The sequence below is a fragment of the Enterobacter sp. D2 genome (assembly GCF_034427575.1).
GTDB lineage: Bacteria > Pseudomonadota > Gammaproteobacteria > Enterobacterales > Enterobacteriaceae > Enterobacter > Enterobacter cloacae_M.
Window position 1 is genome coordinate 1,749,020 of the sequence record NZ_JAXQPP010000001.1, and the last position, 19,919, is coordinate 1,768,938.

The window sequence follows — 19,919 nt, forward strand, 5'->3', positions numbered from 1 at the left end:
ATTTCGCTGAGAAGATCGCAGAATTTTGTCAAGCGGCGCGCCAGACAGTAAACTACGCGCCAGATCTGGAACCCATTAGGAATTGAATCGTGACGATTAAACTAATTGTCGGCCTCGCCAACCCGGGCGCAGAATATGCGGCCACCCGCCATAACGCCGGGGCATGGTACGTCGATCTGCTGGCCGAGCGGTTACGTGCTCCCCTGCGTGAAGAACCTAAATTCTTCGGGTATACCTCACGTATCAACCTTGCTGGCGCGGATGTTCGCTTACTGGTGCCCACCACCTTTATGAACCTGAGCGGTAAAGCGGTGGCAGCAATGGCAACGTTTTATCGCATCAATCCGGATGAAATTCTGGTCGCACACGATGAGCTGGATCTCCCGCCCGGCGTGGCAAAATTCAAGCTGGGCGGCGGGCACGGCGGTCACAACGGCCTTAAAGACATCATCAGCAAGCTGGGCAATAACCCGAATTTCCACCGTTTGCGCGTTGGAATCGGCCATCCGGGCGATAAAAACAAAGTTGTCGGTTTCGTACTCGGTAAGCCCCCGGTTTCTGAGCAGAAACTGATTGACGAGGCGGTAGACGAAGCGGCGCGCTGCACCGAAATCTGGCTGAAAGATGGGTTAACCAAAGCGACAAACCGCTTACACGCTTTCAAAGCGCAATAATCCGCCCGATCCGGCTTTTTTACCGCGCGTCATGCGGGTTACGTGTATAATAGGCGTAGTTATTTACTTTTCATCAGTCGGTTATCGTTAACGGATTGATTATCAAGATATTAAGGTGATTTAGAAATGGGATTCAAATGCGGTATCGTCGGTCTGCCAAACGTGGGCAAATCCACCCTGTTTAACGCGCTTACCAAAGCGGGTATCGAAGCGGCGAACTTCCCGTTCTGTACCATCGAACCAAACACCGGCGTTGTGCCAATGCCGGACCCGCGTCTGGACCAGCTTGCGGAAATCGTTAAGCCGCAGCGCATTCTGCCAACCACCATGGAATTCGTGGACATCGCGGGCCTGGTAAAAGGCGCGTCCAAAGGTGAAGGCCTGGGTAACCAGTTTCTGACCAACATTCGTGAAACCGAAGCGATCGGCCACGTTGTGCGCTGCTTCGAGAACGACAATATCATCCACGTTAACAACAAAGTGGATCCGGCTGACGACATCGACGTCATCAACACCGAGCTGGCGCTCTCTGACCTCGACACCTGCGAACGCGCTATTCACCGCGTGCAGAAGAAAGCCAAAGGCGGCGACAAGGACGCGAAAGCGGAACTGGCTGCGCTGGAAAAATGTCTGCCGCAGCTGGAAAACGCGGGCATGCTGCGCGCGCTGAAAAACCTGACTGAAGAAGACAAGGCGGCGATCAAATACCTGAGCTTCCTGACCCTGAAGCCAACCATGTACATCGCCAACGTTAACGAAGACGGTTTCGAGAACAACCCGTACCTGGACAAAGTGCGTGAAATCGCAGCGGCTGAAGGTTCTGTGGTTGTGGCGGTTTGCGCTGCCATTGAATCCGACATCGCCGAGCTGGACGACGCTGACCGTGAAGAGTTCATGGCCGAGCTGGGTCTGGAAGAGCCGGGCCTGAACCGCGTGATCCGCGCGGGCTATGAGTTGCTCAATCTGCAGACCTACTTCACCGCTGGCGTGAAAGAAGTGCGTGCGTGGACGATTCCTGTAGGTGCGACTGCGCCTCAGGCGGCCGGTAAGATCCACACCGACTTCGAGAAAGGCTTTATTCGTGCGCAGACTATCGCGTTTGAAGACTTTATCACCTACAAAGGTGAGCAAGGCGCGAAAGAAGCAGGCAAGATGCGTGCGGAAGGGAAAGATTACATCGTTAAAGATGGCGATGTGATGAACTTCTTGTTTAACGTTTGATTTGTTTTGAATGAAAAAAATCCACGCTTAGGCGTGGATTTTTTTTAAGCTAACAAACTTACGCCCTCTTGCGCAGATAGAACTCAAGGTATTTTTTAGGTCTATCCTGAAACGCACGCTCTTTGCCGTAGTTATAAGCATCGTTGAAATATTTATATGCTTCATCGAATTGATTCAACTCGTAACAGACCATGCCGAGGTCGATTGATGGTGCTGTGTCTATATCCGATCCACGTGTGCGCAACGTCGTCTCTCCCCATTTCTTCGCCTCATCGTAATCGGCGAGATCAAAATATGCCCTGTACATGCACGCAGAGATCCAGTTGGCGAGTTCCCATTCAAGCTTTGGTTCAGGGAGAGCTTGCCATGCTTTTTGGTATTGCTCTAAAGCTTCGGAGTATTTTTGGTTGTCGTGTAACTCGTTTCCTTTTTCTACAAGAGATGTAACTCTTTTTTCATCGAATTTATAGCATACGTTTTTCATATATTTATTCATTATCATTCGAAAAGAGACCTCCTTGCCTATATAAAAGGGATATAAGCAATAAATGCCTTCAGAAGCATGGAGGTCTCTAAAAGAGTAAGTTTTTATTGTTACTAACCAAAAAAGAAATATTTAAAAGCTTCTGCCTCAACATCCTTAAGCTTGCTTTTTAGCATTAAATCGATATCTTCCAGAAAGTCCTCTCTGAAATTAAAATCATCATCTGTAGCATCACCATCATATTTACTTTGTTCTATCTCAATGGCAGAACAAAAAGCATCCAAAAAGTCGGCTAACGAATTGGAAATAATGAAATTTCTTTTTTGAATACTACCATAAACAGGAGATGTAATATTTTGGGTATCACAAAAAAGAACATCTCCATTTCTTTCAGCAAAGATTATATATTCATCGCGCCAGGTCGTGTCATTTTGAACTCGCCAGCCTGATAACATTTCATTAAGCTCTTGGGGCTCAACAATCTGTATAAAGAAAGTACCATCAAATGTTGGGTGGTCATTTAAAATCAAATGGCTATAAAAAAAACGAATTTCGCCATTTAAACTCACTGGAAAAGAAGTTTCATTTTCATCGTCTGTATAGTCTATCTCTCCCATATTTAAATCATTCATTTTGAATTTGTTAACAAAGTCTTGGATAGTATTTTTTATATGCATTATTCCTCTTTAAGAGTTAACATTATTGGCTACTCTTAAAATTACTAAGACCCATAGTTGAAAAATGTACCCATAATCCAAAGAACTTCTTCGCGCCATTAAAAAAGAAAAACAAAGAATCAATAATGGCACGACATCCTTTAATATTAAGGTAGTTTATTGCCCTTTCTTTTACGATTTGAGTCTATTTCGTAGAAATAATCTTCACAGAAAACGTCTAAAGCATTTTCCAGTGGAACAAGTTTCAACCCCCGGAAGCCTTTACTTTCTATAACTTCCTTGACCTCTTGTTTAACAATGATAAAACCACCTAACAATGTGTCGTTCAACGAAAGTATATCATATTCAAGCGCATAATCATTGAATTCAATTTTAAAAGGTATGATATCTCCGAACTTATCCTCTTCGAGAATAGATTTATCCTCATCTATAACATCGCCGCCTGGAAAATATACATATTTAAAATCATCCCGAAGAACTTGACCATTCCCAATCGAAACTGGTGTTAAATCTCGGCCAAAAAAAACATTGTGCTTATAATTTTCAAAAATTGAAAATAAAGACTTATCCATCAAGTGTCCAAAGTCTTTTTTATAATAGTCAAATTTCAAAGCCCCAACATTTTTATTGCACAACAAATAAATACGGTCTGGGCATGCATCGTCTGTTATTCGATAAGGGAAGGAAAATGCAGAGCCTTCTATTTCCCAGTTTTCATTGATCTGTAATCTTTCATCAACCATGCCCTGTAAATTTCTTGGCATGAGTGATGATTCAAAGTCATTCATGATCACATAATAGGACATTAATTCATTCTCCTGCATTTTGTTGTGGGAACATGACCCATCCAAATTTTATTCTTCATATCAATCTGGATCCGCCTTATAGCTATCCTCGCCCCTTTAGCATCCAATCTTCCAGAATTATATCGTTGCTCAACACTAGCAATGCGCTGACGGACAATGTCACTATAGTTATGATGATTACTACTATGGAAAACATCCATACCTTTCCCTGCATCTTGTTTCATCGCTGATGCACTACCTGTAACATGAATACCATTAAATGCAGAGTTCATGTCTTTTCCGATACCAATATTATTGAAGAATGATTGGTTCTCTTTCCACACCTCAACGGGTATAACATGGTGAGCAGAAAGTCTATCACCAACTTTACCAGCCATAGCTTTATCTAATATACCGCTATTAGATAGCCCCCACGGATCCACCCACCCCAGCGCATTCGGCGCATACTGGTAAAGGTTTATTCCCCCCGCCAGCCCTATCGGGTCCTGCTGCGTAAACCGCCCGCAGTCCGGGTCGTAATACCGGAAGAGATTGTAGTGCAGCCCTGTCTCACGGTCCAGGTATTGCCCCTGCATGCGCAGGTTCTGAGAATATCCTGATACCTGCGTCTCGCTTTCACGCAGCAGCTTGCCCCAGGCGCTGTTCACCCCTTCCCAGCGCACCTGCCCTTCGATATCCGTCATCCGCTCCGGCGTGCCGTTGGGCTGGCAGTGGAACCAGAAGATCTCCGGATCATCCACGCCATCGATACGCGCCAGCGGGTCGTAGCTGTCCTGATCGCTATAGACGTAGGTGAGCGGCACATCCCCGTGTACCTCCTGCAGCAGACGGAACCCTTCCCAGACAAACCGGGTGGTCACCGGCTTGCCGGTTGGCTGTCCGCCCAGCACCTGGCGGCGCGTTTTGCTGATGCGTCGCCCGAGCGGATCGTAGCGGAAGCTGACCTGCGTCTGCGGTTTATTGCGGTCCCGCGGCTGGCTGATGACCTCCGTCAGGCGATGTTCGCCGTCGTAGCGGTAGTGCCAGCGGGTCTGGCCGTTATCTTTCTCCACGGTGCGGCCGTGGATGTCATAGCGCCAGCGAATGCCGTTCAGCTGCGTCAGGTGGTTGTGCGTGACCTTCTCAGCAGATCCTTCGAGCGGGTTACCGGCAGCGTCCCAGCGCCACTGCTCCTGGCCGGGCAGCGTGCCGTCCTGAACGAGCAGGCGCCCGGCGCTGTCGTACTGCCAGCGGTACCAGCTGAAGGGGTTATCGTCCCGCTCTTCCCGCACCAGGTTATTGCGGTAGTCGTAATGCGAGCGGAGAGACCAGCGGCGCAGTGCTGGGGCGGAATGTAAAGATTACATCATTAAAAATTGCAATATGATGAACTTCTTTTTATGTTTAATTTCTTTTGAAAGAAAATATTCACGATTTGGTGTGGATTTTCCCAAAACATTGATCTAGTTTAAAAAAAACATTATAGCATAAATATGCTATCACTTTCTTTATCCATGTCTAGGCTTCCTAACGCTCCAAGATCTAAAGAATAAATCTCATCAGAACCTTTGCGCAAATTTAAGAAGTACCCAAGATCACCATCTTGACCAATCAATAAAACGTCGGGCTCAACTTCTTGAATTGCATAGGTATTATTTCTTTCAAGTAAATCAAAACAATTGAAAACATAAAGCTGATCACCATTCGCTCGTTGAATTTCATACGAGTCAGTGTCCTTGACGTTCTCAATCATAAAGCGCTTATATTTAGAAGGTAAAGGCATGTGCATGAATTTTTCAATTTCATTTAACTGATCGATTAAATCTTGTTTTTCCATATCGGATTACCTATAGATTAATAAGTTATATATCAAAATAAACATTACTACTATTTAACTCTCTTAACTGGTCAAAATATTTATAAGAGTCACTTATCGATTTCCTAGCCTGCTGCTTTGGAACACCTGCATCAATCATTTCTTTGTAACTGATATGAAACTCTTGTTTCAATGTTGTATCCCAACCTCCCGGCAAAGCTCTACGAGTTCGTTGAGCAGAACTTATATTCGCGTGCGGACTGCCTGATGCGGACTTAAGTAACGTAGCAGGTGCAGTATTTCTCTGGTAACCGTTTATTCTTTTCTTAGCCCAAGCGTCCTGTATTGGGTGGTGACTTTGTACAAACCCATCATTTTTACTATTTGTATGACCCGATGCTCTGTTTACACCAGGCGAAAGATTACCATGTGGATCAACATCACCAGTTTTATATCCGTTCGGTGCTTTACATCTCGACAACCCCCACGGATCCACCCACCCCAGCGCATTGGGCGCATACTGGTAAAGGTTTATCCCCCCCGCCAGCCCTATCGGGTCCTGCTGCGTAAACCGCCCGCAGTCCGGGTCGTAATACCGGAACAGATTGTAGTGCAGCCCTGTCTCACGGTCCAGGTATTGCCCCTGCATGCGCAGGTTCTGAGAATATCCTGATACCTGCGACTCGCTTTCCCGCAGCAGCTTGCCCCAGGCGCTGTTAACCCCTTCCCAGCGCACCTGCCCTTCGATATCCGTCATCCGCTCCGGCGTGCCGTTCGGCTGGCAGTGGAACCAGAAGATCTCCGGAGCATTAACGCCATCAATACGCGCCAGCGGATCGTAGCTGTCCTGATCGCTGTAGACGTAGGTCAGCGGCACATCCCCGTGCACCTCCTGCAGCAGACGGAACCCTTCCCAGACAAACCGGGTGGTGACCGGCTTGCCGGTTGGCTGTCCGCCCAGCATCTGGCGTCGCGTTTTACTGATGCGTCGCCCGAGCGGATCGTAGCGGAAGCTGACCTGCGTCTGCGGTTTGTTGCGATCCCGCGGCTGGCTGATGACCTCCGTCAGGCGGTGTTCACCGTCGTAGCGGTAGTGCCAGCGGGTCTGGCCGTTATCCTTCTCTATGGTGCGGCCGTGGATGTCATAGCGCCAGCGAATGCCGTTCAGCTGCGTCAGGCGGTTGTGCGTGACCTTCTCAACAGATCCTTCGAGCGGGTTACCGGCAGCATCCCAGCGCCACTGCTCCTGTCCGGGCAGCGTGCCGTCCTGAACGAGCAGGCGCCCGGCGCTGTCGTACTGCCAGCGGTACCAGCTGAACGGGTTATCGTCCCGCTCTTCACGCACCAGGTTATTGCGGTAGTCGTAATCCCAGCGGCGGGACCAGCGGCGCGGCGACGGGCGCTGCGCATTGCCGGTAAAGACGTCCCGGCGATGCAGTCGGCCAAGACGATCGTATTCGCTGCGGGTGGTCAGCAGCCCCTGGGTGCGGCCGGTCTCCCGGTGGAGTTCGTCGCGGGTAAAATCAGAGACCGACAGCTTATTGAGCGCAATGCTGAGCAGATGCCCGCTGCCGTAGTAGAACTGCTTCAGCTCGCGGCCATCGGGCAGCGTGACGGAGGTGCGGTTGCCCAGCGCATCATACTCCCACGCCAGCTCGCCGTGCTCGCCCGCTTCGCGCGTCACGCGACCGAGCGCGTCATACACAAAGGCAAGCTCCTGCTCTGCCTCGGTGGTCCACGCGTCGGCTGCAAGTGCAGGATGCAGCCCAATCCGGCTTAAAAGCCCGGACGGGGTATAGTGGTAGCGGGTCTGGCCTTCCGGCGTGGTGCGGGCGACCAGCTGGCCGCTCGCGCTCCAGGCGAAGGCGTGGGTGATGGCCTCCGGATGACCGGCAGCAAAGGTGCGCGCAATCGTGCGCCCGCAGGCGTCGTAGCGATACTGCGAGGCCACGCCATCGAGCCCCACCTCTTCCAGCAGCAGCGAATCTGGCCCCCAGCGGAACTGATACGCTTCGCCGTTCTCGTTTTCCAGGGCAATCAGACGCCCGCGGCTGTCCCAGCGGCGGCGCACCTCTTCACCCTGAGTATTACGGGTGGCGGTTAAGCGCCCCGCCTCGTCGTATCTGAACTCACTTTCTTTCCCGTCGGCGCCCGCATGCTTTACCGGCAGACCGCGTTCGTTCCATTTGAGCGATTCCGTCCAGCCTTCCGGGCGATCGAGCTGCACCGGACGCCCTGCGGCGTCGTAGCGGTAGCGCGTCTCTTCCCCGTCGGCGCCAGTCTCAGCCTCCAGCCAGCCCAGCGGATGATAGCGATAGCGGGTAATACGCCCGGAACAGTCGGTCGAACGTACGATCTGCCCGGCCTCGTTGTACTCCTGGTAGCGGCTGTTTCCGGCGGCATCGACCTCTTCAACGACCTGACCGAACTCGTCCCGGCGCAGCTGCGTCGTCTGCCCCATCGGGTCTACCACGCGCTTGAGCCCGTGATGTTCGTCGTACCAGAACCGGGTGGCGCTGCCGTCGGCTTCAATAATGGCCGCAGGAAGCGCGCGGTGCTCCAGCCAGGTGGTGGTGCGGGAATTGCCGTCGGCATCGGTCTCCTGCACCCGGTTGCCCATCTCGTCGTAGACGAAGGTGACGGCGTTGCCGAGCGGATCGATGCGACGCGTGAGAAGCTCGTTATCATTCCACTCGTAGCGCCAGTTTTCACCGCGCTCGTCTACGTAGCGGACAATCAGATTCTGCGCGTTCCAGTAGTGGCGGCGCGTCTGGCCGTCGTAGTGCTCGACGGTCGTCAGCCCGGCGGCTAAATCGTAGCTAAAGCGGCACCCGTCGCCGGTGCTGGTGCGGTTTTCCACCACGCGCCAGTGGTCGAATTTTTTCCAGCGGTATTCGCTCTCCAGACCGCCCGGCATCCTGTGCCAGACCATCAGCCCGTGCTCGTTATAGCGGTATTCACGCGTCACCACGCCGGAGGCGTCCATCGCGCTCGCCAGCTGGCCGCGCGCGTCGTAGCCCCACTGCATCAGCGGCCATGTATGGCTGCCGTCGAAATGGCTGGCAGCGGTAACGCGCTGCGGGAAACGTTCATCGTCATAGCGCAGGGTGACGTCGATTGCCCGCGGCTCGTCGTGAATACCAGTCAGCCTGCCGTGCTCGTCCCACTCCGTCAGCAGCGCGTTGCCGTATTCGTCGCTGAGGGAGGCCAGACGCAGGATGGAGGGGTTCGCCCGGGTTGGTTTATACAGACGCCACACCGCGCCGTCATCGTCGGCAATCGCCACGTCGCCGCTCTCGTTGCGGCGGATAATAATGCCTTCGCTGATGCTGTAAAATGCCCGGTCGACCGGCGGCAGCTCGAAGCTCAGCTCGCGTCCGGTTTCGTCGAACCAGGTCGCGTTGTCTTCTTCCAGCGCCAGGTAGCTGTCAAAAGTGGTTGCCCAGCCCAGACCAAACAGCCCTTCGCGGGTGGTCAGGCTGTTGTAGCTGCGCTGCCAGCGAAGCGGGAAGCGCCCCGGCAGCGAGAAGTCGAGTTCGTCGTCGTCATTCAGCACCTTCACGCCGGTGGCGGCGTGAACCGGGTGCGATGAGCCAAACACGGCGTTGACGGCCATATCGGCCAGCATCCCGCCGCCGGCCGCCGCCAGCGCGCAGGGCATATTTTTCAGGATCTTGCCCGGACGCCCGCGCAGCAGGGAGAGCGCAATCATCCCCAGCGCCAGACCCGGCGTTTTGCCGCTTTTGATATCGCGGACCGTGAGCGTGTCCCCGCCGATGATCACGTTCGGGGAGACGTCGTCGGAAACGGTTCCTTCGCAGGTGGTGCGATCTTTCGCACGCACCGCGGGCTGCCCGTTGATAAAGACGCTTTTAGAGCCTTCCGCCAGATACTGCGGCCCGGAGTGCTTTTCACACGCCACCTTGTCTTCTTCCAGCGGGGAGGTTCCGGCAGCGGCAGAGGCCACGCTCGGCTGCCACATTTCGCTGCCAAACTGTCCGGCGGCGGAAAGCAGCATGCCCGCGTAATCGGCAAAGCTGCCCGGCGACTGCGGCTCAGGTGAAGGAGTATCTGCGGGCGTCAGCGTGCCTGCCGCGCGTGCGGCGGGGATTGCGTTGGTGAGAACGTTACTGGAACCGGTCGTGATTTTACCCGCAGGCGACGGCGGGAAAAGCGCATTACCTAACCCCTCAGCGGCGTTGCTGATATCGTCGGTGATCCCCGCGACGTTCGCCAGCACGCCGCCAATGATGCCGCTTAACAGACAGCTGGATCCAATTGCTGCCACGCCTGCAGCTGCTGCCCCCGCCCCCAGCAATGGCGCCGCTACGGTTGCTGCTGCGCCTACCGCCGCGCCGATCACCGCATAGGCGGCACCTTCCGCCACAATGCTGGTGATGTCAGCAAAAATGCTGGAGTGAATAATCTCGTCGCCCTTACGGGCCGCGTTGTTATCGCTCATGCCTTACACATTCCGGTTGTCGTTTAGCGTCAGACTCTGCTTAAGCGCGCTCCAGCGCACCTCGTCCTCTTCGGTAAAGGATCTGAGTGCCGAGAGGGTAAAAATCATCAATACCGGTTTGCCCGGCGTCTGAACGGCCAGCTGTTTTTGCCACAGGCGCTGCCCGTTACGGTCAAAGGTGGTCTCAACTTCCAGCCCGTTAATGTTGCCGTCAGGCCCGGCCTTTACGTTCCTAAATTCGCTCTGGGCGATCTCACCCATCTGAGGTCGCAGTACATCCCACTGGCGGTGGAACTCTTGTTCATAGTCGCTGCCATCGGGGATCACGCCGCGGCTGACCACCACGGACAGCCCGCTTTCGTCATCGCGAATAATGTTCATGCTGTTATCCTGCCAGGCAGCAGGAAAAAGGGAAAACGAACCTTCCTGGAGGGTGTATTTCATAAGTGAACTCGGGATGATTGATATTGAGAGAAACAAGAAGGCCAATCCATGCTGGCCTTTTGGCTGGCTGTATAGTTATTTAAGCCACTGGCCTGACTGCTCGACTAAAACATGGTTGCCTTTGCTGACAACCAGATTCACGGGGGCGTACGTCACGGTATAAGCGACCTCGCCATTCTTGTACGTTGAGCCGATTATTTTACCTGCGGAGTCGCGTAACGTTTTTCCCTTTAAGGAGATCGTACTGTTATCGCTTTTTCGCACGCCGAGATAGAGCATCTCGTCACATTCGCTCTCAAAATGACCGCACCTGTTTATCAGAGAAATAGCGAACTTTTCGGTATCCAGTTTTCTGGTTTCAGCGTGATGAACCGAAGCGGCTTTACGTAACGTATAGCGCTGTGGAGCATAATCATTTCCTTTTTGAGGAGGCGTTACCAGACGCCATTCCATTTCACTCCCCTTTATTGCCAGAACAGCCCGTCCGCCTGCGCCGCCAAACGATGAGTTGAATTCAATATTGGCACGATTGCCAGCGATAGTACCGGTAAGATTACGCTCATCATTTTCCGGGCAATCTATGCGGTTGCCTCTCCGGGATATATAGCAATAAGACCCGGTGATGCGGTTGCCTGATTCAGCTAACCGCAGGGTTAACGTCGAGTCGTCGCCAGCTCCGCCTGCCCAAACCCCGTCAAACGCAGGTCTCGACTGGCTGTTCGTTGCAAACTGCATCGTATTGAACCTGGCGGCCCATTGCTGGATATCAGCATTAATACCCGGGCTATTATCAGAGGATTGGTAATGGATTACGTCCGACTCCGGAACCACCCAGGCCGCGAAGATTTTGCCGTCAGGATTGATGACCAGCGCTGAGGCATTCTCCTGGTAGAGATCCTTTAGCCAGCCCTCAACAAACAATCCTCCACCTGTGGTGGTATGGGGTTCGCCGAAGACGTCAAAGTTATCAATAAAGGTCTGGTAATGATTTCCCAGCAGCGTCCTGAGATTGTCTGTCACTTCACTGTCGTTAAGGATGCGACCTACCGTATCGAGCTTATTGTATTGCGATAATTCAAGCGCCGATGACGTTTCAACGACGCCTGTCAATAAAGCAGTGAACAATACGGCTGCCAGATATTTTTTGGTCATAAATTACTCTGAAGCACCATTATCGTAATTCATTGTTATCTTCACGACCTTACTGTCTGTAACCTCAAAAGAGAGCAATTTCTTACCCAACTCATAAGAAATCAACTGCTCCCCGGAATCATTTTCGACCTGGCCATCGCCGTATGCATTGTTCACTGCTGTAATTGTTGAACCCACATGGACACCACGCGGCGTGGCGAAGCCTTCGGCAGTCACCGTAATTTGAGACACGATATAATCATCAACGCTTCGTTCAGCTTTATCCCACCAGAGATTTGAAGTGAATATTTCTAAACCATCATTTTGATGCTGGTAGAATTTATAGTTCGTTCCGTCAAAAGGAACCTCACCGACAAAATGGCCTTCAAGCGGCACGTCAATTTTACGGGCAATATCAGGAGTCCATCTGTCGCCTAATGCGACAGACTGGCCTTTAACCTTGACGGAAAAATCCTGTTTTGTCAGAACAGGCGGACTAACCCGAGCCAAAACAACATTGCTGCTCAGACAGATAAACATCAGGGCAGAACAAAGAAATGTCGGAGTGTGTTTTTTCACATTAATTGTCATTTAATCAATATTTATTGCGCTTCTCACCACTGGAAACACCGCCAGGACATGGGAGCAGCGTTTCTTATTCGGCGCTTATGACGATTGAACCCAGACAGTCAGGATTTTTCACGGTGAAACTGAAGCTCACCTTTTGTCCATTCATATCTTTTGGTGCTGTATAGCTGGTCACTTCGTTCTCAGAGCGGCCTCGTGGATAATCAGTTAACGTCAGTTGCGGATAATGCTTTTTAACAGTATCGAGAGTGATGCACTGGCCGGACGGTGAAAAATTCAGTAACGGTGCCATACCGTCACTTTCTTTACTTAAGCGTAAATCAATTGCAGTAATGTTCGTTCCATCCGCCAGTTTGATATCGTCGGCATTGTAGAAATTGATATATTCATTCTGTTTCGTTAGCTTGAATGACAACGGAGCGTTATCCAGACTGTTAACGGACAACGTTTTGAGTGATGCGCTCATTTTTGCAATGAACTGCCAAAGATCCTGTTTCTGCATGTTACCTCCTGCCATTCCCGTCGTTAATAAAGCCGCAAGCACCGCACCCGTTTTTAGACTATGGATAATTTTTATCATACCAACCGCCATAATAATCTTCGTAATATTGCCCTGTGGTAGACGTTTGTTCGCCTTTGCCAAAAATACGGCCTATCTGCGTACGCGCTTCACTTTCCTTTATAGCCCCACGTTCGAGAGAATCATAGATACGATTATATTGTGTCTGATTTGCCGGATTGCCCGCAATACCGATATCACCACCCTTGTTGGCTATGATTTCGCGCTGGACCCGGATATTGTTCAATGTTGCAGCGCCTTCATCACTGAGTGTGCTGTTGAGATAGGCGTCGCGCGAAGAAAAATCAATGTTGGGTTCATATAAAGCGTGACCACTTTCATGTGACAGAGACTGAACAACCGCATTCGGATTACCGAGCTCGTTTTTATCAACGGTAATAACTCGCTTTTGACGATTGGCAAACGTCCCCTTGCCTGCCTCACCTTCTTCAAATGTCCAGCCTCGTTTCTTTAACGTAGCTATGTCATTTTTCATCGTTGGTGATTTATCGACAAGACTATCTACATCCTTGCCATATCCGCTTGAAGGAACATTCGATGCTGGAGGCGTTGCGTTTTTAGAGGTTTCGGCAGGTGCGCTGGCAGCCGCACCAGCCTTACTCTCCTTTCCCGGCGCAAATTTCTCCTGCACCGCCGCATCAATATCCCCTTTATGCCCCGAACCCGGTGCCGTTGTGCCCGGCTTGGTTCCCGATGTATTCAGGTGCAGCTTACCGCCCGTGGTGATATAACCATCCCCTTCCACGAAGAAGTTAAACTCTTTGCCGATCAGGTTAATCTTGCCGTTAGCATTCAGCTCAATGGCGCTCTCACCGGAGACCAGCCGCAGCTTCGTCCCGGAAGCAATAACGTACTGCTCCACCGCCGCATCCAGCTTGCCTTTCCCCGTCAGGATCTCGGTTCCGCCTTTCACGGCCTGGGTTTGGTTCGCTTCCACGCGATGCAGTTCATTTTTCTTCACGTAATGGCTGCGCGCCCCGCCGACGCTGTGCGTTTCATCATTTTTAACGCTGGTGTCCATGTTACGCTCGGCCTGGATCCACACCTGCTCTGCACCCGCTTTATCCTCAAAGCGCAGGGCGTTGGCGTTGTCCACGGAACCGTCTTTCGTGCGGCTCATAAAACCCATCTGCGTCGCCGCGGCAGGCAGCGCCCACGGCGGCATGCTCGCGTCGTTGTACACGCGACCGGTAATAATCGGCCGGTCCGGGTCGCCGTTGATAAAGTCCACCACCACCTCATCGCCGACGCGCGGGATCTGCACCCCGCCGTAGCCCTGGCCCGCCCACGCGCTCGACACGCGCACCCAGCAGGAGCTGGTGTCATCGCCCTTCGCCAGGCGGTCCCAGTGGAACTTCACCTTTACGCGGCCGTATTTGTCCGTCCAGATGCTCTCGCCGTTCGGCCCCACCACTTTTGCGGTCTGCGGGCCGTAGGTGCGCGGCCACGCCGTGGTCTGCGCCGGACGGTACACCACCGCCGACGGGATGACCGTGAAATCGGTGCGGTGAATGGTCTCCCCCTCGCCGCTGGCGTAACGGTTCTCTTCAAAGTGATAGCCCGCCGCCGTGACCAGATACTCACCGTTGTCGCTGAAGAACGGCGCGTTGGTTAACGTGAAGGTGTGCCCTGGCGCAATCCCCGCCGCCGTGGCGGTGGCCTGAATCTGCTGATGCTCCACCTGCCAGCGCTCCTGACGAATGCGGGCATAGAACTCCCCGTGCCCTTTGTCCACAAAGCGCCCCGGCCAGTCGTACACGTCGATGCTGCCCGGCTTCGGCGATGCCGGGTTCTGCTGGGCCTGGAACAGCCACGCGTTCGGCTTGCGGAAGTCATAGTCGTCGAGGCTGTAAATCCCCGGCGTCACGCTGTCCTCCAGCGCCCACTGGCTGATGCCCTCTTCATCCGTACTGCCGCCTGACGGCGTCTGGTGGTAAGGAATAACCTCATAGCCGCTGAACGGCTGATGCTGCGTGGCGGCATCGGTCAGCACCAGGGTGTGTTTGTCCGCCTCATGGCGGAAGTGATAGGCAATCCCCTCCAGCTCCATCAGGCGGCTGATGAAGTCCAGGCTCGACTCCTGATACTGCACGCAGTAGTCCCACACCCGGTAGCTGCCGGTGAGTTTATCCTCAACGTTGACCTGATGCTCACCCAGCAGGGTTTTCACAATCTGCGGCACCGTCTGGCCCTGGAAAATACGCAGGTTACGGTCGCGCTTCATCGGCCACAGGTCCGGCTCCACCGTCAGCTGGTACACCGCATAGCGGGTGCCCGTCAGCTCAACGGCGCTGACCGCCACGCGGGTAATTTTGCCGTTAACATAGCGGGACGTCAGCAGGTTCTGCGTCGGGATGGTCACCGTGACCGGCTGGCCCAGCAGCTTGCTGCGGTCGATGCGCGCGTCCGTGCCGAGCACGGTCAGCGTCAGCGCGAACGACTCGGACATCGCCTCGCGGCCCGTCAGTTTCCAGAACAGAAGCCCCTCCACCGGGAGCTGAACGGTAATTCGGTTGAGCATAATCTTTATTCCACTATGGACTAATCTCGGTGTTCATTGAGATATTTTTTAAACCGTGCTTATTTAAGCCATAAACCTGAAAACATAAGGACGCTACCCAGGGAAACGACGCTTTTAGCAACGATAAGTAAACCAGGCGCAACGACGCGTGTTATAGACGATATTGCTTCATAATTTTCTGCATTGTATTTTTTGTGCCCCCCTATAACCCCGTGAAAAATCGTGCAGAGCAGCACAACGGTAATCTTTAAACCCCATACGCACAGGAAAGACATGGAAAAGATAATCGAATATTGTTTCGCCGTTGCGACGGAGAATAATGACATTGACTGAGCGAGCCATTTCAACGTAAAACCAATAACAACCGTAGCCACTAGCACCAGAACGAACATCAACCCAGCAAGGAACCATTGTTTTTTACTGAATAAGTCTTTTCCATTCCAGATAAGCGCTAGTGTCCAAATCATAAAGAGAATAAAGAAAAGCCATTGAATCATAACGTACCACATTTATACATGTTGTTCTCCAGGCATTGTCGTGTCGTCATCTCACTTCGCATCACATTCCTTTTCCAAACCAAATACCATAAAACAACAACATACAACTTAACGCGGCGATAGATTTTGCTACCAGGCGTAATATTGGCCCGAACCGCTGATTGACTATATCAGTGACGCCATTAATTCAACCCAACTCAATATAATTTCCTTTATCCACAAACCATGGTCAACACATCTTCTCTTCTCGAAGAATCTGTATTGTCCAATTTTTGACACGCCGGGACGCTTTTAACTAACAAACCATTAGGTACAGACAAAGAAAGAGGCACGGTACAATACCCGTGCCATATGACTAATATAATTATAAGAAATTATCCTCTGGAGCTCTATCGAATAGTTCACCTGCCATTGTGGCGATACGTTCGTGTTGCACGAGTTTATCTTTCCACCCCTGCGGGATACCGGAATAACCATATAATGCTCCCGCTATTTGTCCCGCCGTCGCCGCAACGCTGTCAGCATCATCGGCAAGATTGGCAGCCAGCAGAATCGCATCCCGGAAGTTGTCAGTATTCCATACGGACCACATCGCGGCCTCAAGCGTATCGATAACATAACCACTTGAACGAATCTGATCGCGAGTTTTTTGCTTATACTCACCCGCGTTTATGATCATTACACGCGCGCACAGTGGGAAAATATGAGGCGAAAAAGCTTCTTCTTTTTGATAACCGTTAATTAAATAGTGCAATACCAATCCGAGAAATTGGCATGCGTTAATTGATTCTACCGCGCCATGCGTTGCTCTACTCTGAGCCTGGGATTCGAAGTAAATCGCACGCAGCGATTTTCGACGAAAGATAGATACCGGGGCTTGACGAATAATCCCAGCATTACCAGCAGTGTGTTTCTCTGTATTGCCATACCAGGAAGGTCCGACACGCATATACTGTTCAAGCGCGAATCGCGTCGTATTCCCGATATCGAAGCACCGACCATTACTGCTATTATCTCCGTTAAGATACCATTTCAAGAGATATTTTCTAAGCACATCGGTATGCATTCTTTTTTCTGAAAGATAAGTCTCTGCCAGACATAATGCCATGGACGTATCATCTGTCCATTCACCAGGTTTTAATTGAAAAGGCCCGCCACCAATCATATCCTCTACATGTTCACTGTCTCTTTTCTTAAACTCAAGAGTGGTGCCGACGGCGTCCCCGGCTGCCAAACCGACCAGCGATCCAAGTGCCTTATCACGTGAAACATCTTCAGTTATGGTTAAAGGTAATGTTGCATCCCATGAGTGAGATGAATTCGACGCATCAAGACTAGTGTTTCTTCTTCCATTACGGATATTAATTGGCATGTAGCTACGATAACGATCGGCATAACGATTGATTACCGAGTCTTCACTGTGAAGATCTTCCATTATGCATTCTTTATAAAAGGATTAAACCAGGAAAACTGCGCATGACAGATTATAATCTATCATTCTCTCTTTTTTTCCGTGAAACAGAAGACTTAATTACATTAAAAAATGGAGATAGCAATCAAGTGTATATGATAGTTACAGCAAAAAAGTGTTAACGATACCGGACAATCACATTTAAAAATAAAAAAAACTGCCTATCACTTACGATATCTTTTTTGCCTTTTCAGGTACTCTACGTCTTGCTCATGGGGAAGAATAACCTTCAATCCTTGCCCCATCTGCGAGGCTATATAATTAGCATTGGACAAATGCTGAGCAAGTTCGGCATCGGTAGTATCAAACTCTTTAGACGCAAGCACTCCAAGATTCAATGTGTGTAATTTACTTTTATCTTTTTCAGCACCAGTTAGAATAGATTTAATATAATCCAACTGATTTTTCGCCATAACATATAAAGAAAATGTAGGATTTTGTTCTAATCGATTATTAATTGCATCAATAGCATCATTTATATAATCTAGCGCGGTGTAATTTTCTTTACTCATGAGTCACCTTAAATATATCCTTTTCGCTTGAAAGCATTTGTATTGCCCCACCTTTTGTCTGATAGGGTACATCTTTCACTGACCAAGTATCAAGCGCGGGCAAAGAAGTACTGCGTAACATCTCGACTTTTTGCTGTGAAACATAAGGTTTTGCTACTTTATCAACAACTTGATCAGTGCCATAAATGGTACCTCTTGGATTGATGCCCAACTCTGTTGGTTTAACATCTTCTCGAAGAGCATACCAGTTTCCCTGTCGACCACCTGGCACCTGGTTTTGATAGAGTGTTTTATTTCTATTTATCGTTTCAACACTCACTCTGTTTGTATAATCAATACCATTATCAAAGTCACGAATCTGTTGTGGTGTGAACCCCTTAGATTCGAGCCAGTTTCTTGCCAGTTCTTTATTTCCTCTTGCTGTAATATCCCTATTGAGATCGCCCGTGCGTCCAAATTTTTCATTAAGTTCAGCTCTTCGGGCCGAAATATTTGGCTTAACCGGTTCGAGAACAGGCTTACCAGCCCGCCACGCATCAAACCGTGCCCCGCCTTTAATGCCAGCCCCGCCGCCGATAACGGAGCCGATCAGCATCCCCCATTTCTGACCGTCGCTACCTTCGCCACACACCATTCCACCCGCGTAGCCACCAATAGTCCCACCGCCCATCGCACCGAGTGTACTCAGAAGTGCGATTGCCGGACTGGCCAGCACCGCCATCGCTCCGGCACCAACGGCGAGCATCGTCCAGTTCACCCACTCCGGGATTTCAGGACTTATTTCATCGGTCTGAACCTTGCTTCCACCGATAATAACATTACGCGATCCCTGACTAATCTCGGCGCTGCAAGTCAACTTATCGCCTGTGCGAGAGGCGGGAAAGTTGTTGATGTAAACTTTTATCGAACCTTCCGCAACCCGTTGCAGGCTACCGCTGTGCTCATCACACTCTCCGGCTGACAGATGAGCGCGGATAGCCTTTCGGCTGTTGATAAAGACATTGGGTGAACCTTCTTTTAGCGTACCGGTAGTATGGCGTGGAGCCCATGACATACTGCCGAGGAGCTCACCCAACCCACCCGCAGCACATGCCCCAGCCGCAACGGCAGAAACAGCAACCAACGCGGTCCCTCCGGTGACGACAACGGCAGCTGCGCCCAGAATTGCCCCACCAACCAATCCTGCGATCATCCAGCCTTTTGAGGCTGTATGAGCAATCTCATCATCTACGCGAGCGGCCAGACATTCGGACATAACTATTCGGCTCGCTGTGCCATCAGATACCCACGTATCCGATCGGGTGTATTAAGTTGGTCAGAACCAGAGACCTGGCGGCATACGGAAAGCTGTGAAAGCAGGTGATGTGATTTGTCTGAGGAAGTCGTCCAGAGCGCGTAACGAAGGGGTTGGCTGTCCGGAACGGGTGCAATACTGAGTGGTTTACCCCGCTTTTCAAAAAGCAAATACTGCCCCTCTTTCGCCCGCTGAAGCGAAAGGTGTCCATACAGTTCCTGAATGTTTTCAAAGACACTGAGTACCTTACTCTCACTATCAAGCGCAAAAAATGGCCCCTGGCTGTCGGCAGCGAGCATTTCCTGGGTTTCAGTCTGAGCCGGTTTGTGGAACTTAATACTGCGGATAATTTCCTGATATTGATTATGATAATAATCGCTAAACTCGCCCGGGCAAGTACCGATATAGCACACCATCTTTTGGCCGCCAGGATGGTCACCGATCAAAATAACGGTCTGCCTCTGGAAAATGATCGCATTATCATTTTTGAACTGATAAAAAAGCTCAACCGCAGGGAGACCATCAACAGAGGTCATCAGAGAGAATTCGAGACGAAAATCGGGCACCGTAATTTCCAGTTCACGTACCAGCCGTGTTGCCGCATCATGGACTTTATCTTCGTTTTTAGCACTCGCACGAGAAACAACAAAAGTAAACTCGCTGGCTCCGTTATCACTCAGGGTAAATAAATTCATGGTTCTGTCTTTAAACACATCAGGTAAGGCGAGGGATGCTTCCTGAAGAATATATTCAGCCATTCGG

The 19,919-nt window shown here is 51.0% G+C and carries 17 protein-coding genes and 1 pseudogene; 2 read left to right on the top strand and 16 right to left on the bottom strand.

Annotated elements, in window-relative coordinates; all coding sequences use genetic code 11:
• Positions 1 to 89 precede the first annotated feature (89 nt).
• The gene (gene pth, locus SPG90_RS08450) at positions 90 to 674 is read left to right on the top strand and encodes an aminoacyl-tRNA hydrolase (RefSeq protein WP_023336005.1); all 585 of its coding nucleotides are present in this window, start codon (positions 90 to 92) and stop codon (positions 672 to 674) included.
• A 126-nt stretch (positions 675 to 800) separates the two neighbouring features.
• On the top strand, positions 801 to 1,895 hold the full coding sequence (gene ychF, locus SPG90_RS08455; RefSeq protein WP_047174016.1) for a redox-regulated ATPase YchF: 1,095 nt from the start codon (positions 801 to 803) through the stop codon (positions 1,893 to 1,895).
• 58 nt (positions 1,896 to 1,953) lie between these two features.
• Here ychF and SPG90_RS08460 read toward each other — a convergent pair whose 3' ends face one another.
• The 16 genes and pseudogenes from SPG90_RS08460 to SPG90_RS08535 all read right to left on the bottom strand — a co-directional run bounded on the left by SPG90_RS08460 (position 1,954) and on the right by SPG90_RS08535 (position 19,915).
• Positions 1,954 to 2,379, bottom strand: a complete 426-nt coding sequence (locus SPG90_RS08460; RefSeq protein WP_047174021.1) for a hypothetical protein — start codon at positions 2,377 to 2,379, stop codon at positions 1,954 to 1,956.
• Between the two features lie 113 nt (positions 2,380 to 2,492).
• Positions 2,493 to 3,056 (bottom strand): hypothetical protein, encoded by a 564-nt coding sequence (locus SPG90_RS08465; RefSeq protein WP_045404996.1) that lies wholly within the window; start codon positions 3,054 to 3,056, stop codon positions 2,493 to 2,495.
• Positions 3,057 to 3,202: 146 nt separating this feature from the next.
• Positions 3,203 to 3,862, bottom strand: coding sequence for an Imm43 family immunity protein (locus SPG90_RS08470; protein WP_047174015.1), 660 nt, complete (start codon positions 3,860 to 3,862; stop codon positions 3,203 to 3,205).
• A pseudogene (locus tag SPG90_RS08475) lies at positions 3,862 to 5,187 on the bottom strand (RHS repeat-associated core domain-containing protein); the annotation flags it as partial. The gene SPG90_RS08470 and the pseudogene SPG90_RS08475, both read right to left, overlap by 1 nt.
• Positions 5,188 to 5,321: 134 nt before the next feature.
• Positions 5,322 to 5,678 carry an SMI1/KNR4 family protein gene (locus SPG90_RS08480; RefSeq protein WP_047174847.1) on the bottom strand — a complete coding sequence of 119 codons (357 nt, stop codon included), beginning with the start codon at positions 5,676 to 5,678 and terminating at the stop codon, positions 5,322 to 5,324.
• A gap of 25 nt (positions 5,679 to 5,703) precedes the next feature.
• Positions 5,704 to 10,119, bottom strand: a complete 4,416-nt coding sequence (locus SPG90_RS08485) for an RHS repeat-associated core domain-containing protein (protein WP_322408077.1) — start codon at positions 10,117 to 10,119, stop codon at positions 5,704 to 5,706.
• A gap of 3 nt (positions 10,120 to 10,122) precedes the next feature.
• Complete coding sequence (locus SPG90_RS08490) at positions 10,123 to 10,563, bottom strand: DcrB-related protein (protein WP_126304633.1); 441 nt, start codon at positions 10,561 to 10,563, stop codon at positions 10,123 to 10,125.
• A 75-nt stretch (positions 10,564 to 10,638) separates the two neighbouring features.
• Complete coding sequence (locus tag SPG90_RS08495) at positions 10,639 to 11,715, bottom strand: hypothetical protein (RefSeq protein ID WP_126304631.1); 1,077 nt, start codon at positions 11,713 to 11,715, stop codon at positions 10,639 to 10,641.
• A 3-nt stretch (positions 11,716 to 11,718) separates the two neighbouring features.
• Positions 11,719 to 12,273 carry a hypothetical protein gene (locus tag SPG90_RS08500; protein ID WP_233426920.1) on the bottom strand — a complete coding sequence of 185 codons (555 nt, stop codon included), beginning with the start codon at positions 12,271 to 12,273 and terminating at the stop codon, positions 11,719 to 11,721.
• Between the two features lie 76 nt (positions 12,274 to 12,349).
• Positions 12,350 to 12,862 (bottom strand): hypothetical protein, encoded by a 513-nt coding sequence (locus tag SPG90_RS08505; protein ID WP_045404264.1) that lies wholly within the window; start codon positions 12,860 to 12,862, stop codon positions 12,350 to 12,352.
• Positions 12,843 to 15,383 (bottom strand): type VI secretion system Vgr family protein, encoded by a 2,541-nt coding sequence (locus SPG90_RS08510; RefSeq protein WP_047063747.1) that lies wholly within the window; start codon positions 15,381 to 15,383, stop codon positions 12,843 to 12,845. Before SPG90_RS08510 ends, SPG90_RS08505 begins: the two co-directional genes overlap by 20 nt.
• Positions 15,384 to 15,442: 59 nt before the next feature.
• Entirely contained in the window at positions 15,443 to 15,880 is a 438-nt protein-coding gene (locus SPG90_RS08515; protein ID WP_226855174.1) for a hypothetical protein, read from the bottom strand.
• Between the two features lie 364 nt (positions 15,881 to 16,244).
• On the bottom strand, positions 16,245 to 17,315 hold the full coding sequence (tri1, locus tag SPG90_RS08520) for an ADP-ribosylarginine hydrolase Tri1 (RefSeq protein WP_126304662.1): 1,071 nt from the start codon (positions 17,313 to 17,315) through the stop codon (positions 16,245 to 16,247).
• A 200-nt stretch (positions 17,316 to 17,515) separates the two neighbouring features.
• Entirely contained in the window at positions 17,516 to 17,863 is a 348-nt protein-coding gene (locus SPG90_RS08525) for an immunity protein Tsi6 family protein (RefSeq protein WP_126304660.1), read from the bottom strand.
• Positions 17,856 to 19,118, bottom strand: coding sequence for a polymorphic toxin type 46 domain-containing protein (locus tag SPG90_RS08530; RefSeq protein ID WP_126304658.1), 1,263 nt, complete (start codon positions 19,116 to 19,118; stop codon positions 17,856 to 17,858). The genes SPG90_RS08525 and SPG90_RS08530 overlap by 8 nt, the downstream gene beginning before the upstream one ends.
• A gap of 2 nt (positions 19,119 to 19,120) precedes the next feature.
• Entirely contained in the window at positions 19,121 to 19,915 is a 795-nt protein-coding gene (locus SPG90_RS08535) for a DcrB-related protein (protein ID WP_126304656.1), read from the bottom strand.
• Positions 19,916 to 19,919 lie beyond the last annotated feature (4 nt).

What these genes read in the sequence shown, in the direction of transcription:
- ychF (WP_047174016.1), top strand. Translation starts at nt 801, where the DNA reads ATGGGATTCAAATGCGGTATCGTCGGTCTGCCAAACGTGGGCAAATCC.
- SPG90_RS08460 (WP_047174021.1), bottom strand. Translation starts at nt 2,379, where the DNA reads ATGAAAAACGTATGCTATAAATTCGATGAAAAAAGAGTTACATCTCTT.
- SPG90_RS08465 (WP_045404996.1), bottom strand. Translation starts at nt 3,056, where the DNA reads ATGCATATAAAAAATACTATCCAAGACTTTGTTAACAAATTCAAAATG.
- SPG90_RS08470 (WP_047174015.1), bottom strand. Translation starts at nt 3,862, where the DNA reads ATGTCCTATTATGTGATCATGAATGACTTTGAATCATCACTCATGCCA.
- SPG90_RS08480 (WP_047174847.1), bottom strand. Translation starts at nt 5,678, where the DNA reads ATGGAAAAACAAGATTTAATCGATCAGTTAAATGAAATTGAAAAATTC.
- SPG90_RS08485 (WP_322408077.1), bottom strand. Translation starts at nt 10,119, where the DNA reads ATGAGCGATAACAACGCGGCCCGTAAGGGCGACGAGATTATTCACTCC.
- SPG90_RS08490 (WP_126304633.1), bottom strand. Translation starts at nt 10,563, where the DNA reads ATGAAATACACCCTCCAGGAAGGTTCGTTTTCCCTTTTTCCTGCTGCC.
- SPG90_RS08495 (WP_126304631.1), bottom strand. Translation starts at nt 11,715, where the DNA reads ATGACCAAAAAATATCTGGCAGCCGTATTGTTCACTGCTTTATTGACA.
- SPG90_RS08505 (WP_045404264.1), bottom strand. Translation starts at nt 12,862, where the DNA reads ATGATAAAAATTATCCATAGTCTAAAAACGGGTGCGGTGCTTGCGGCT.
- SPG90_RS08510 (WP_047063747.1), bottom strand. Translation starts at nt 15,383, where the DNA reads ATGCTCAACCGAATTACCGTTCAGCTCCCGGTGGAGGGGCTTCTGTTC.
- SPG90_RS08515 (WP_226855174.1), bottom strand. Translation starts at nt 15,880, where the DNA reads ATGATTCAATGGCTTTTCTTTATTCTCTTTATGATTTGGACACTAGCG.
- tri1 (WP_126304662.1), bottom strand. Translation starts at nt 17,315, where the DNA reads ATGGAAGATCTTCACAGTGAAGACTCGGTAATCAATCGTTATGCCGAT.
- SPG90_RS08525 (WP_126304660.1), bottom strand. Translation starts at nt 17,863, where the DNA reads ATGAGTAAAGAAAATTACACCGCGCTAGATTATATAAATGATGCTATT.
- SPG90_RS08530 (WP_126304658.1), bottom strand. Translation starts at nt 19,118, where the DNA reads ATGTCCGAATGTCTGGCCGCTCGCGTAGATGATGAGATTGCTCATACA.
- SPG90_RS08535 (WP_126304656.1), bottom strand. Translation starts at nt 19,915, where the DNA reads ATGGCTGAATATATTCTTCAGGAAGCATCCCTCGCCTTACCTGATGTG.